The organism is Pantoea sp. V106_11 (genome assembly GCF_029967885.1).
Lineage (GTDB): Bacteria > Pseudomonadota > Gammaproteobacteria > Enterobacterales > Enterobacteriaceae > Pantoea > Pantoea ananatis.
In genome coordinates, this window is record NZ_JASCAK010000023.1 from 256,959 (window position 1) to 269,329 (window position 12,371).

The window sequence follows — 12,371 nt, forward strand, 5'->3', positions numbered from 1 at the left end:
TTACGGGAATTTACCGCTTAAAGCCTGTGCGACGGGAAGCTGCACCCTCTTTGAGAGGGTGCAGAGACAGCGAGAAAAATTAACCGCCCTGCTGCTGTTGCCCTTGCTGTTGACTGGCCGCTTCTTTCTGTTTCTTTTTGGCCATATGATGTCCAACAGCGCAGCCTGCTGCGGCCCCAGCGACACCGTGATGTTTAACATGCCCTGCCACGCCGCCCACGGCCGCGCCCTTCAGACAGCCTTTGGCTTCAGCTTGTGAACTCATCGCCATGAGCAGACCCGCGATAACAAGAACAACTGACAATTTTTTCATCGAATGACTCCCTGATAAATAGCGAATACGCATTAATGTCTACTGAGCATAGTTAATCAGGACGCTTCTGCTGGGCGAAGTCAGTAAATCTTGAAACCGTTTACCCGCCGTTAAGCATTTAACGTTCCGGGAGTGATAGCGATATCATAACAGGCGCTTTTTAGCACAATATTCAGTCCTTAACGCTTATCGATAACGACGGGAAGGAGATGTAAGAGAATATAAAAAACTGCACCTTACTCAGTCAGACGTCCAGCTTTTGAGGTGCAGTTCGTTGAGGGGGTTGAGCATAATTAAAAGGCTAAACAATCAGTTCAGGATGTAAAACCGAGCAGGTTCAGGACATATCATCCTGAGTTTCATCGTGTGGGCAAGGTTCGCCGGTGTCATCACAGGCAGGGTTAATGCGCAAACCGCCTGAAGGCTTTCGATGAGCAGCAAGTTTGATGTTCCCCGCACTGCCCGCATTGTTCTTTTGCAGCGAAGAAGCTGACTGTTGTTGATGTACAGATACAGCCAGTGCTGCATTCTGAAAGGTAATCAAGGTCGCGATGGTGAACGCCGTTGTTTGCAGTGCCACTTTTACGGATAACATTTTCATAACTTGCCCTTTAGAGATTACGCCAGGAAGGACAGAACGGTTAGCCGTTCTGCTCTGTGCTGTATTCAAACTCAGCAGTGTGAAAATAGAATCTTTATATTTCCATTTTAATACGGACCTGATAAATCAGATTAACCCTTGCCAGCCTGATGCAGAGAGCTCCGGGCGTAGGGAAATAATAAAGATTAAAATCATTATCTTATTTACCTCATTCTGCTCGTTGATATTGCAACATCCCCCCTTACTTACACATTTTTCAGATCCTGACTGAGCAGAGCATTAACCAATGACGAGCGGATGAGCGGTAACTGGCTGCACTTTCTCTCAAACTGTCTAAACCTGGCATCGATAGCACCATACTCAAAAACCTGTGCAGGCCGCGGCCAGAAATTTCATGCTTTTAGGGCAATGTATTCTGCGCATAACTTTCATGCCGAAGCGTTTAAGACGTGCTTTGTTTTTCTGTTTTTGTATACGCTGAGGTATCAATTCAGACCACGCTGCATCGTTAACGACTGCTCAGGAAGCATGAAATGAAAGTACAAAAACTTGATCAACCCGCTTCAATCAAGACGCTGGAATCATGGGGGACCGTTGAGGGCCTTCCGGGATCGCCCGAGATTGCACTGGCCGGGCTGCAGACGGTGATCCCCGGCCAAGAGAGTATTGATATGGGCATTTTTGAATGCACGGCGGGCAGTTATCGTCGCGGCGTTAAGCAAGCAGAGATGATGCATTTCCTGTCAGGAACGGGTTCCTTCACAGCGGATGGCGAAGCACCACAGCATTTCAAACCTGGCGATACCTTGTTCTTTGAAGCGAATACAGAAGGGACATGGGTCATGGAGACCACCATGCGCAAGCTTTATGTGATTTTCGACACCCTGTAAAAGTTCGATCACTGATTCATCCCACTGAGGATGAATCAGGACAGCATAAAATCGACGGCATCGTTCGCATGAATGCGCGTTGTATCGAATACCGGTAGCGCGCTTTGTGCTTCTGAAATCAGCAAACCAATTTCCGTGCAGCCAAATATGACTCCTTCTGCACCTTGTGAAGCCAGTTCCTGTATCACCTCAAGATAATACTGGCGGGAGCCTTCCGAAAATTTCCCCATGCAGAGTTCATCAAAAATGATTTGGTTGATGACGTTACGCTGTTCTGCCGGTGGTACCAGGGTAGCAATTGAGAATTGTTTATTCAGGCGGCCCAGATAGAAGTCCTGCTCCATGGTATAACGCGTGCCCAGCAAGGCTACTCGGGTCATGCCTTTGCTCGTTATCGCCCTGCCCGTCGCATCCGCGATATGTAAAAAAGGCAAATGACAGCGAGATTCAATCGCCCCGGCAACCTTGTGCATCGTGTTGGTACATAAGACGATTGCGTCTGCACCGGCACCCGCCAGACCCACGGCCGCTTCAGCCAGTAGTTCACCAGCCCGATCCCAGTCGCCACTGCGCTGGCAGGCTTCAATTTCATGAAAATCCACGCTGTGCAGAAGCAGCTTTGCCGAGTGTAAACCGCCTAATTTGCTTCTGATTCCCTCATTGATCAACCGATAGTAAGGGAGCGTTGATTCCCAGCTCATGCCGCCTATAAGGCCGATTGTTTTCATCACTCTCCTTTGAAATACATCACTGCCAAAGCCTGTCGAGGATAATAAAACTGCGCGTTGCCTGAAAGGATTATGACGGATTAGCCGCGTGTTTTCAGGCGTTGCGCTAACCCGTTACCGCCAGAGCCTTGCCGCCGCCGGGCAGCGGAAATCCACTGCCCGGCAGGGATCTATCATCACGTTTTATTGCCTTTTTCACTCGCCTGCTGCAATGCCGTGATGACGATGCCCGGCGTTAACACCTGAGGCAGGACAACGGGTTTTCCGCCGTCAGCAGGATAAACCACATACAGCGGCAAACCGCCACGGCCAAAATCGCTGAGTGCCTGCTCAACGTCAGGATTGTACTTTGTTGAGTCAGCAATCATATAAATGGTGTTGGTACGCGCCATGGCCGTCTTGACTGCCTGGGTTGACAGCGAGGTACGTTCATTAACCTGACAGGTAATGCACCAGGAGGCGGTAAAGTTCACCAGAACCGGTTTACCCTGGCCTTTTATAGCGTCCACATTTTGGGGCGACCATGCCACCGCAGCCGCTGCCACAACATCCGAAGAATCAGGGGCTGCCGTTGAGGTTTTCAGCGTAAATAACGGTGGTACCAACAGGATAATTACAACAGCTGTGGCGATGTGCAGAGCCCAGTGCCGCCTTCCCATCATCTGCCGCTTCTGAGCCAGGCCATACAGCCAGGCGGCAAAACCCAGCAGCAGGCAGCAGGTCAGTATCGCTGCCAGCGCCGTCGAGCCAGCCTGCCGTTCCAGCACCCAGATTAACCAACCCGCCGCACCCAGCATCGGAAACGCCAGGCCATGTTTTAGGGTGATCATCCAGGCACCCGGCGACGGCAGTATTCGGGCAACGACAGGGAAAAAGGAAATCAAGGTGAAAGGCGCAGCAAAGCCCAACGCCAGAGAAAGAAAGATAATAAAGCTGATAACGGGGGGCTGTACAAGCGCATAACCTATGGCGCTGGCCATAAAGGGCGCGCTGCACGGGGTAGCAACAACAATAGCCAGCGCCCCCGTTAATGCGGACCCGGTCAATCCACCCCGCTCGCCCCCGACTTCGCCGGCCCGCTGAAGTGATAATCCCACCTCGAACAGGCCAAACAGATTAAGTGCGGATGCCAGCATCACCAGAACCAGCAACGCAATCACCAGCGGTGACTGCAGTTGAAAACCCCAGCCCACTGATGACCCACCGAATCTCGCCAGCAACAGCAGACCAACCAGTAACATCATGGTGACCACTACGCCAGCCAGAAAAGCGAGCCCTTCTGCACGAGCCTGTGCGGGCCTGGCGTGATGCCGTATCAGACTCAACGCCTTGAGCGAAATGACCGGGAACACACAGGGCATGAGATTAAGTATGATGCCGCCCAGAAAAGCGGCGGCGATAGCAGTCAACATGATTTATCTGTCCAGATCGGGAATTAAGCCGGGTTGGCCTGGCGGTATTTTTTCACGGCATCCAGCGTTTTCTGAATGTGTGATTCTGGATTTTTATCCGTATAACTCAGCAGGATTTTGCCATCCGGTGCAATAACATAAGACGTACGATCGGAAAGCGTTTTACCTTTCATCTCCATCGTACTTTTGTATTCTGCAGCCACTTTTGCGCCCGGATCGGCAGCAACGGTGAATTTATCGCGGCATTCAAGTTTAGAAAATTTCTCAATCTGGTCAGTATTACCTGCGGTGACGCCGATTACCGTTGCGCCCTCTTTTTTAAAGTCATCTGTCGCTTCTGCAAAGGCATGCGCCTCTAAGGTACAGCCTGCACTAAACGCCGCCGGGAAAAAATATAGAACGACCGGGCCTTTTTGCAGTGCCTGCTGTAAAGAGAAGGTGGTTTCTTTACCTGCCAGTGCGGCTTCCAGTTTGAAATCCGGCGCCTTTGCACCCACCGGCAGTGCCGCGAACGCGGAGGTCATTGGAAGGCTCAGTGCCAGTAATGATGCAGCCGTCAGCATTTTCAGGTGATTCTTGATACGCATTCTCTTTTCTCCGTCGACAAGCAGGCATAAGTGCCCCTTGCACGTTAATACTAGGTTCATTCACTAAAAATGAAAAAGTTTGCGTCATGGAATAACGCGATAGCGTCACCAGAGCGTTAATGCAAACGTGTCTGGCATCTACAGTAAGATAGTCTTACAACCGATCATTTAGATATGCGGTTAGGCGATAATTTTGTGTCAGACGGTAAATATTCAGGGAACAGAGAGATGCCCTACCTGATAACGCTGAAAATGGCCCGAATCTTGCGCGGGCGCCGTTGTCCAGAGACAAAAATCTATGTGGCGCCAGTGAAAGGTATCCAGAGCCGATACGCGTGCTAACGCCCCGGCTTGTTTTGGGGGCTGTGTTAACCCGGCGAGATCGGCGTAAGCAGGAACGGTGCTGACGTCCAGGGAAGCAAAACCGGCTTGAACCATCTCTGGCGACAGCCTGGCCGATAAGACCGGGTAGGTATGCACCTGCGGCCAGCCAAAATCCTCAGTAAGCTTTTTAAAACCTGCCCCAGACAAAAAACAGTGCATGCTCTCTGCGTCCTGCCAAAGATAAAAGGGCGCATACACATTTTCATCCGTGTTTGTGGGACCTTTGGCTTTGCACGCATAAAGCCAGGCTTTGAATATGAGACCAGGAAATCCCGCCATCTTATATCCGTTGTCATCAATCCGGCGTTGAATAATCGTCATGTCGTAATCGGCGGGAAGAACAAAACGGTATTGCATAGCAAGCATGGTTTTCTCCTTAAAGTTGGGGAATATCCACCAGGTCAAACATCTTCCCATGACTAAAAGACCAGTCTTCTGGCTGAGTGAAATGAAGAACGATCATGACATCATGGGGTTTTATACCCATCGATTTTTCAAGACGCCGGATGAGATCCTGATAAAAGGCCTGTTTCTGCTGCGTATTACGCGTTTTACCTGCGGTAATGGTAAACAGAAGAAAGTCATTGCTGCGGCCCGCCTCAGCACCACAAAGATAATGCCGATCAAAAATCCGGCTGTGCGCGTCATAACAATCAAAAAACTGAAAGCAGTCTCCGCGCGGTACGGAAAATGAAGCTTCAAGCGATTGCTGTAACGCAGCAGAAATTTTCTCTCGCCACTGCTGAAAACGCGCTGTTGAGATGGCTATATGGCTTACAGGCATCGGTATCCCTCACTCAGGCTGTGTGTTTTTGAAGACGGTCAACGCGGAAACGGCGTTGGGCCAGCCGCAATAAAAGGCAAGATGCGTTATCACTTCGATAATTTCATCGTCTGAAATGCCATTTTGGCGAGCAAATTCCAGATGCCAGCCCAGCTGTTCATTTCGATACAGTGCAACGAGGGCGCTGACCGTAATCAGACTTCTGTCCCGCGGTGAAAGCCCGTCCCGCTGCCAGATATCGCCAAATAAGACCTCTTCACTGAGACGTGCCAGCTTGGGGGCTATCCCGGCCATATTTTCCCGACTCACCTTTATCGTGTTCATTTTTGTTTCTCCTTGAGGATGTGGTAGAAAGATAGGATGCTTTGACGATCTATAAAATCAGAAATATTGGGACCCTGAATCCCATAAAACGGGATGAAAAATGGCGAAAAGACCGGTTACGTTCGATGCTGAAACATTACGAACCTTTGTCACCGGTATTGAGTTGGGAAGTTTCGCTGCTGCTGCAGAGCGCCTGGGGCGTTCAACATCGGCGGTAAGCGCTCAGCTTAAAAAGCTTGAGCAGCAGGCAGGCGCCGCACTGGTGCAAAAGTCAGGACGACATCTGGTCCTTACTGCCCAGGGGGAAATGATGCTTGCCTATGCGCGCAGGCTGATGAGTCTCAACGACGAAGCTTACCAGGCAGTGAAATCGGTGGGCATCCGTGGCGAGGTTCGGCTGGGATTGCAGGAAGATTTTGGAGAATCACTTCTCCCCTCTCTTCTTGGGCAATTTTCACGTGCGCACCCCGACGTTCAGGTCTCCGCGACCGTGACCCGCAACAAGCCGCTGCTGGATGCAATACGTCACAATGAACTTGATGTTGCCCTGAGCTGGCAGGGTGACGAGAGCACCGCCTACAGCGAGTCGCTCGGGTCATTACCACTCTGCTGGATTGGCGCAAAAGATTTCGATATCGGCGCATTTATCGATCGGAACCGACCTCTGCCGTTACTGGTTTTTGAAGCACCCTGTCTGATGCGTAGCGCGGCGACAGCGGCCCTGGACAGCATGAATATCCCCTGGCGCATTGCGTTTACCAGCAGAAGCCTGAGTGGGATATGGGCGGCCGCGGCGGCCGGGCTCGGAATGACGTTGCGAACACAAACGGGCATGCCGTCATCACTCGCGATATTTGACCAGCAAAAATTGCCAGATACTGGCGCGATTGGCATTCGTCTGCATCAGTCTGAAAAAAACGCATCAGCCGCAGCAGCCTCGCTTTGCCAGATGATAAAAACGCACTTTCGTGGCACATAAGCCAACTACCGCGCCTGAAGAAATCCAGCCAATAGACAGCATCAATCGATGACCGGACAGGCAGGTATTTCTGGCGGTTGAGGCTGAGCACAGGGCTGTCAGATTGTGGTCGTTTAAACAACGCCCTGCTTTTTGTCCGGCCCGGCTTTGGCACCTCTCCTGCTTGCTGCGCTAATCTTGACGCGGGCACCTGAGTAAGGCCACTTAGAGTATGATGTAACTAAAATCGTTACAGAAGATACTGTGCTCACACTTTTGTGACATTCATCGCCAATGCTGTTTACCCCCGGCTTATCTCTCCACCATAGCCTTGTACGCTGAGCGTATCACCGTCTGCTTCCACCCACGCGAAGGGCACAACTGAAGGGCCGTCGAGCATGCCCTTCATGATAAAAAAGTCGGTGTCCAGAATACGGGCATAGCCTCCGCGATGATCGTGTCCGGCAAAACAGGCGCGCACCCGGTAGCGGGTGAATAAATTAACCAGCGCGTCGGCGTTCATTAACATATGCGTATTCCCGGGAGCCAGCGGATAATGCCCGAATACCACGATGCTTTCTCCGCACTGCTGTGCCGCCTGTAACTGCTGCTCTATCCACACCAATTGTTGCGCGCCCACGGCACCGTTCCAGGGCTGCGCGTGGGGTTGATGCTCATGTTGCAGCCGGGCCAGCAACGCTGCCGCCTGTTGGCGATCGGTGCCGTTGAGCGCATTGCAGTAAAGACTCATATCATTGCCATCGTAGACAATGAAGCGCCAGCCGTTAAAACGGAAAGCGTAATAGCTCTTGGGTAGGGGAACCTTACCTTCAAGTCGTGTGGCAATCGTCTGCGCATCATGATTACCCAGCACCACGGCATGGGGATGCTTTAATTCTTGATATACCGGCAATACCGCAGCATAGCTGTACCAGTCGCGATCGACGAGATCGCCCAGGGTCACCACAAAATCGAGCGGCTGCGCGTTGAGCGCCGTGATGGCCTGGTGCAGTTTTTGTAGTCCGTTGCGATAGTAAAGATGGTTGTCAACATCCGGTTCGATATCCGCATATTGCGGGTCGGCGATCAAACCAAAACGAACAACGTTGTTCCGCGCAGGTAAGGGACGCAGCAACGGCGGTTGATACAGCGGTGCGACGTCCGCCAGCAGTTCGCGCTGCTGCAGACTAAGCGAGTGAGGCGTTAACATTGGCGTTCACCTTAACGTATACCGGCACGCATGAAAGACTGAATAAACTGACGCTGAAATATCAGAAAGAGCAGCAAAAGCGGCAGCGTTGTCATCAATGTTGCTGCACCAATAAGCGCCCACTGCACGCCCTGCTCTGGCGCGGAAAATAGCTGCAGCCCGACGGTTAAGGGCCGTACCTTAACCGAGTCGGTAATCACCAGCGGCCAGAGAAAATCATTCCAGTGAAAGCTGACAGAGACTAACGCAAAGGCGATATAAATCGGTCTGGCCAGCGGGATGTAGATCTTACGTAAGATATAAAACCGGCTGGCGCCTTCCACGATCGCCGCCTCTTCCAGCACTAAGGGGATGCTTTTAAACGTCTGGCGCAGCAGGAAGATGGCAAAGGCAGACGCAAAATACGGTAAGGCAATGCCGGTCAATGTATCGCGCAGGCCCAGTGCGCCAATGGTTTTATAGTTATTCAGGATCAGCACATCGGGGCTGATCATGAGCTGCAACAGGATAAGGGCAAACAACATGCCCGAATACTTCAGGCGAAAACGGACCAGTGCGTAAGCCGCCATCGTGGCCAACACCAGCTGGACTGTAACGATCATCATCACCAGCAAAATTGTATTCATGAAGTAACGGGCAAAGGGGGCAGCATGCCAGGCGTTAATAAAATTTTGCAGCGTCAGCGGCGCAAAAAGCCTGAAGCTGCCCTGCTCTGCCGCGGGATGCACCGCAACCCACATCGCCACCAGGATAGGGAGCAGCCATAGCAGCGCCGCTAACCAGATAATCAGATTCAGGCCGAGGCGGCCAACAGAAAAGGAAGGCTTCATTGATAATGGGCTCGTTTATCCATCAACTTAAATTTAACTAGCGCAATCGCCGCCAAAATCAGCAGCAACACCACGGTCATGGCCGCGGCTGCCGGTAAATCCCAGTAACTGAATGCTGTGCGATAGATGTAAAACAGCAGCAGGCTACTGCTGTTGTCCGGGCCGCCATTCGTCATCGCAATAACCTGATCGACAATGCGAAACGCATTCATGGATGCATTGATCAAGACAAATAACGTGGTCGGCATCAGCAATGGCCACTGGACGCGCCGGAAGAAATAGCCCTTTGATGCCCCTTCGATTTCCGCCGCTTCACGCAGGCGCGGATCAATCTGCTGCAGGGCAGCAAGATAGAAAATCATAAAGAAACCGGCCTCACGCCAGACGGAGACCGCCATCAGGCACCACAGGGAGGTGCCCGGCTCGCCAAGCCAGTTAACCGGAGCAATGGAAAACAGCGACAGAAGTTTGTTCAGTAAGCCCAACTGTGGCGTGTAAAAAAACAGCCACAGGTTAGCAATCGCAATCATTGGCAGAAGGGAGGGAATAAAAAAAGCCGCACGTATCACGGCGTTAGCCGCCAGTCGTCGGTTAACGGCCAATGCCATGAGCAGAGCCAGCATCACCGCCAAAGGGATAGTGACCAGGGCATAGAGCAGATTGTTCCACAACGACCGGATAAACACATCGTCATCCAGCAGCGCAGCGTAGTTATCCAGCCCAACAAACTGGGCCGGATGACCGTTACGTGAGGCGCTGAACAGACTTTCCCACACCGTCGCCAGAGCAGGATAATGGGTAAACAGCAATAAAAAACCCAGTGCCGGTAAGATCAGCAAATAGCCGCACAGCTGTAATGATCCGACGCCTGAGCGTAAAGCAGGGGATGCTGTTGCAAGTGTGTTCATCGCCATGGTATTACTGGTAAGCCTTCAGCAAACGATCGGCCTGCTTCTGGGCGGCTTCCAGTGCTTCTGCCGGTGTTTTCGTCTGGGTTATCGCGGCTTCAATGGCGTGGTTCAGCGCCTCCTGAATTTGCACGCTGTTATAGGTCGAGAGTTCTGGCTGGGCATAGTTAAGTTGCTCACGTGCCACCAGCGCCTGCGGAACCTGTTTCACATAGTCTTTCATGGCTGGCGTTTCCCAGGCGGCGGGTGAAGTCGCGACATAACCGGTAGCAATACTCCAGCGAGCAGCCTGTTCAGGGGCGGTGACCCAACGGATAAACGCCATGGCGGCTTTCTGCTGTGCCGGGGATGCATTTTTGAAGACATACAGATTACCGCCACCGGTCGGGCTTCCACGCTGTGTCTTTTCAGGAAGCATCGCGACACCAAACGGGAACGTCGCATTTTTACGCACCACGCTCAGATTACCCGTGGTGGTCACCATCATCGCGGTTTTGCCACTCAAAAAATCTTGTGGCGTGGTGCCCCATGCCACGGCGCCTTTAGGTGAAACGCCCTCTTTCTGACCGAGATCGGTTAGCCACTGCAGCGTTTCAATGTTCCCGGGCGTATTAAAATACACGGCCGTGCCCTTGCCATTATCAAGATGCGCGCCGTTGGTCGCAGCAAACCCCTGAAACACCCAATAGCCATTTGGCGTAGTCGGGATTTCGATGCCCCACTGGCTGACGTTTTGCCCGTCTTTCACGACCAGCTTTTTGCCAAAGTCCACCACCTGCTGCCAGTTCGCAGGCGGCGTATCAGCATCCAGACCCGCTTTTTCAAACGCCTGCTTATTCCAGTACAGCACCACGGTCGAGCGCTGAAAAGGAACGCCCCAGACTTTTCCGTTGATATGGCGTAAGAAAGCAGGATAGAAACTGTCGATCCATTTCTTACCCTCATCGTCTTTGGCCAGATCGCTGGCCGCGACAATCGCCCCCGCATCCATCAGTGAATAAGCTTCGATATCGCCAATAACGGCCATTTGTGGCGCATTACCGCCACGAAAAGCGGTCAATGCTTTGGTCACCGTCGTGGCGTAGTCACCGGTATAGACCGGCTGAATACTGACTTCGGGATGAATTTTTTCGAAATCAGCAACCAGTGCTTCAACGGTGTGGCTGATCGCGCCTCCCACTGCGATGGGATAATACATTTGCAGTTTTACCGGATCGGCAGCAAAAACTGACGCGCTGGTTGCGATAAGCAATGCAGGAAGCAGATGTGACAGACGAATAGCAGACATGATTTTCCCTTAGGTAAAAAGATCGTTAAACCGCGTATTTTTGGACGAAACAGACATCAGCTGTTCTGCATGCAAACAGCGTTTACCGCTATCGGTGGAAAACAGGTATTGCTTATCAGCAGGCCATTGCAGCCCCACAAGGCTTCCCTCACTAAACCGTTTCATTCCTGCTACCGTCACCGTTAATGTTTCGTGGCTGTGAGCAAGCTGACACATTAATAAGGTATCAGCCCCCATATATTCGTAACTCACCACGCTGGCCGTCAGCACCGCGCCATCAGCGTTAATAAGCTGAATATCTTCAGCCCGAATGCCCAGACTGAGTGCACCGGCGGTGAAACCTTCGACGACAGGCTCCCTGAGCGGACTCAGATAGTGGTTCGCGTTGTGGCAGGCGAGCGGCAGGATGTTCATGGGCGGTGCGCCAATAAACTGTGCCGCGAACACGCTGGCAGGGTTGTTGTAAAGATTATCAGGTGTGTCGTGCTGCTCAATTCGTCCCGCGTTCAGCAAAATAATGCTGTCCGCCATGCTCATGGCTTCCGTCTGATCGTGGGTGACATAGATCATTGTCAGACCCAACTTCTTCTGTAAGGCACGGATCTCACGGCGCATGCTTTGGCGTAGCTTGGCATCAAGGTTAGAAAGGGGTTCATCCATCAGGCAGAGCGTATTGTTGGCGATAACGGCTCGCCCCAGTGCCACCCGCTGTTGTTGACCACCGGACAACTGGGACGGCAAGCGATCCAGCAACGCCTCCAGTTCCATCAACTTACTGACCCGACTCAGACGATCGGCAAACGTGAGCTTATCTTCACCGCGGGCTTTTAAGCCAAATAACAAATTTTCTTTAACGCTCAGGTGAGGAAAAAGCGCATAAGACTGAAACACCATGGAGAGCTTGCGTTGGGAAGGGGGCAAATGGGTGATATCCACATGATTGAAACTCACCGAACCCGTGTCGGCCGTCTCCAGGCCGGCAATAGTGCGCAGCAGCGTCGATTTACCACAGCCTGAAGGCCCCAACAGAGCAACGAACGTCCCTTCGGCGGCGTCAAAATGGATATTATCCAGTGCGATTTTCTCGCCCCAGCTCTTGGTGATGTGATGAAGCGCCAGATGGCTCATACATGCGCCGCTTTGCAAATAAGAAT

Annotated in this window: 15 protein-coding genes; 2 read left to right on the forward strand and 13 right to left on the reverse strand. The window is 52.0% G+C overall.

Annotation, left to right across the window (positions count from 1 at the left end; all coding sequences use genetic code 11):
* Nucleotides 1–79 precede the first annotated feature (79 nt).
* Nucleotides 80–313: a hypothetical protein gene (locus tag QLG08_RS07165; RefSeq protein WP_019105930.1), complete on the reverse strand. Its 234-nt coding sequence runs from the start codon at nucleotides 311–313 to the stop codon at nucleotides 80–82.
* A gap of 337 nt (nucleotides 314–650) precedes the next feature.
* Entirely contained in the window at nucleotides 651–914 is a 264-nt protein-coding gene (locus QLG08_RS07170) for a hypothetical protein (protein WP_019105929.1), read from the reverse strand.
* Between the two features lie 533 nt (nucleotides 915–1,447).
* Here QLG08_RS07170 and QLG08_RS07175 point away from each other — a divergent pair.
* Nucleotides 1,448–1,804 carry a cupin domain-containing protein gene (locus QLG08_RS07175; RefSeq protein ID WP_105077547.1) on the forward strand — a complete coding sequence of 119 codons (357 nt, stop codon included), beginning with the start codon at nucleotides 1,448–1,450 and terminating at the stop codon, nucleotides 1,802–1,804.
* A 35-nt stretch (nucleotides 1,805–1,839) separates the two neighbouring features.
* On the opposite strand, the gene QLG08_RS07180 is transcribed toward QLG08_RS07175, so the two are convergent.
* The 6 genes from QLG08_RS07180 to QLG08_RS07205 all read right to left on the reverse strand — a co-directional run bounded on the left by QLG08_RS07180 (nucleotide 1,840) and on the right by QLG08_RS07205 (nucleotide 6,023).
* Nucleotides 1,840–2,532: an aspartate/glutamate racemase gene (locus tag QLG08_RS07180; RefSeq protein ID WP_210450265.1), complete on the reverse strand. Its 693-nt coding sequence runs from the start codon at nucleotides 2,530–2,532 to the stop codon at nucleotides 1,840–1,842.
* 176 nt (nucleotides 2,533–2,708) lie between these two features.
* On the reverse strand, nucleotides 2,709–3,944 hold the full coding sequence (locus QLG08_RS07185) for a thioredoxin family protein (RefSeq protein ID WP_013027917.1): 1,236 nt from the start codon (nucleotides 3,942–3,944) through the stop codon (nucleotides 2,709–2,711).
* Between the two features lie 23 nt (nucleotides 3,945–3,967).
* A complete protein-coding gene (locus QLG08_RS07190) occupies nucleotides 3,968–4,531 on the reverse strand; it encodes a peroxiredoxin (RefSeq protein ID WP_014333199.1) in 564 nt (187 codons plus the stop codon).
* A gap of 213 nt (nucleotides 4,532–4,744) precedes the next feature.
* Nucleotides 4,745–5,281 (reverse strand): DUF4865 family protein, encoded by a 537-nt coding sequence (locus tag QLG08_RS07195; RefSeq protein WP_029571372.1) that lies wholly within the window; start codon nucleotides 5,279–5,281, stop codon nucleotides 4,745–4,747.
* A 10-nt stretch (nucleotides 5,282–5,291) separates the two neighbouring features.
* On the reverse strand, nucleotides 5,292–5,699 hold the full coding sequence (locus QLG08_RS07200; RefSeq protein ID WP_014604655.1) for a tautomerase family protein: 408 nt from the start codon (nucleotides 5,697–5,699) through the stop codon (nucleotides 5,292–5,294).
* A 9-nt stretch (nucleotides 5,700–5,708) separates the two neighbouring features.
* On the reverse strand, nucleotides 5,709–6,023 hold the full coding sequence (locus QLG08_RS07205) for a carboxymuconolactone decarboxylase family protein (RefSeq protein WP_013027921.1): 315 nt from the start codon (nucleotides 6,021–6,023) through the stop codon (nucleotides 5,709–5,711).
* Between the two features lie 100 nt (nucleotides 6,024–6,123).
* Between QLG08_RS07205 and QLG08_RS07210 the strand changes: the two genes are divergently transcribed.
* Complete coding sequence (locus tag QLG08_RS07210) at nucleotides 6,124–7,002, forward strand: LysR substrate-binding domain-containing protein (RefSeq protein WP_282472870.1); 879 nt, start codon at nucleotides 6,124–6,126, stop codon at nucleotides 7,000–7,002.
* Nucleotides 7,003–7,282: 280 nt separating this feature from the next.
* On the opposite strand, the gene QLG08_RS07215 is transcribed toward QLG08_RS07210, so the two are convergent.
* Genes QLG08_RS07215 through QLG08_RS07235 form a run of 5 tightly spaced genes read right to left on the reverse strand, consistent with a single transcriptional unit; the run spans nucleotide 7,283 to nucleotide 12,345 of the window.
* Nucleotides 7,283–8,191, reverse strand: coding sequence for a metallophosphoesterase (locus QLG08_RS07215; protein WP_104933842.1), 909 nt, complete (start codon nucleotides 8,189–8,191; stop codon nucleotides 7,283–7,285).
* A gap of 11 nt (nucleotides 8,192–8,202) precedes the next feature.
* A complete protein-coding gene (locus QLG08_RS07220) occupies nucleotides 8,203–9,021 on the reverse strand; it encodes a carbohydrate ABC transporter permease (protein WP_282472871.1) in 819 nt (272 codons plus the stop codon).
* Nucleotides 9,018–9,935 carry a sugar ABC transporter permease gene (locus QLG08_RS07225; RefSeq protein ID WP_022622853.1) on the reverse strand — a complete coding sequence of 306 codons (918 nt, stop codon included), beginning with the start codon at nucleotides 9,933–9,935 and terminating at the stop codon, nucleotides 9,018–9,020. The genes QLG08_RS07220 and QLG08_RS07225 overlap by 4 nt, the downstream gene beginning before the upstream one ends.
* Before the next feature lie 4 nt (nucleotides 9,936–9,939).
* Nucleotides 9,940–11,217: an ABC transporter substrate-binding protein gene (locus QLG08_RS07230; RefSeq protein WP_072139163.1), complete on the reverse strand. Its 1,278-nt coding sequence runs from the start codon at nucleotides 11,215–11,217 to the stop codon at nucleotides 9,940–9,942.
* A gap of 9 nt (nucleotides 11,218–11,226) precedes the next feature.
* The gene (locus QLG08_RS07235) at nucleotides 11,227–12,345 is read right to left on the reverse strand and encodes an ABC transporter ATP-binding protein (protein ID WP_282472872.1); all 1,119 of its coding nucleotides are present in this window, start codon (nucleotides 12,343–12,345) and stop codon (nucleotides 11,227–11,229) included.
* Between the last annotated feature and the right edge of the window lie 26 nt (nucleotides 12,346–12,371).

Coding starts and splice junctions, on each gene's coding strand:
- QLG08_RS07165 (WP_019105930.1), bottom strand. CDS start 313: ATGAAAAAATTGTCAGTTGTTCTTGTTATCGCGGGTCTGCTCATGGCG.
- QLG08_RS07170 (WP_019105929.1), bottom strand. CDS start 914: ATGAAAATGTTATCCGTAAAAGTGGCACTGCAAACAACGGCGTTCACC.
- QLG08_RS07175 (WP_105077547.1), top strand. CDS start 1,448: ATGAAAGTACAAAAACTTGATCAACCCGCTTCAATCAAGACGCTGGAA.
- QLG08_RS07180 (WP_210450265.1), bottom strand. CDS start 2,532: ATGAAAACAATCGGCCTTATAGGCGGCATGAGCTGGGAATCAACGCTC.
- QLG08_RS07185 (WP_013027917.1), bottom strand. CDS start 3,944: ATGTTGACTGCTATCGCCGCCGCTTTTCTGGGCGGCATCATACTTAAT.
- QLG08_RS07190 (WP_014333199.1), bottom strand. CDS start 4,531: ATGCGTATCAAGAATCACCTGAAAATGCTGACGGCTGCATCATTACTG.
- QLG08_RS07195 (WP_029571372.1), bottom strand. CDS start 5,281: ATGCTTGCTATGCAATACCGTTTTGTTCTTCCCGCCGATTACGACATG.
- QLG08_RS07200 (WP_014604655.1), bottom strand. CDS start 5,699: ATGCCTGTAAGCCATATAGCCATCTCAACAGCGCGTTTTCAGCAGTGG.
- QLG08_RS07205 (WP_013027921.1), bottom strand. CDS start 6,023: ATGAACACGATAAAGGTGAGTCGGGAAAATATGGCCGGGATAGCCCCC.
- QLG08_RS07210 (WP_282472870.1), top strand. CDS start 6,124: ATGGCGAAAAGACCGGTTACGTTCGATGCTGAAACATTACGAACCTTT.
- QLG08_RS07215 (WP_104933842.1), bottom strand. CDS start 8,191: ATGTTAACGCCTCACTCGCTTAGTCTGCAGCAGCGCGAACTGCTGGCG.
- QLG08_RS07220 (WP_282472871.1), bottom strand. CDS start 9,021: ATGAAGCCTTCCTTTTCTGTTGGCCGCCTCGGCCTGAATCTGATTATC.
- QLG08_RS07225 (WP_022622853.1), bottom strand. CDS start 9,935: ATGGCGATGAACACACTTGCAACAGCATCCCCTGCTTTACGCTCAGGC.
- QLG08_RS07230 (WP_072139163.1), bottom strand. CDS start 11,217: ATGTCTGCTATTCGTCTGTCACATCTGCTTCCTGCATTGCTTATCGCA.
- QLG08_RS07235 (WP_282472872.1), bottom strand. CDS start 12,345: ATGAGCCATCTGGCGCTTCATCACATCACCAAGAGCTGGGGCGAGAAA.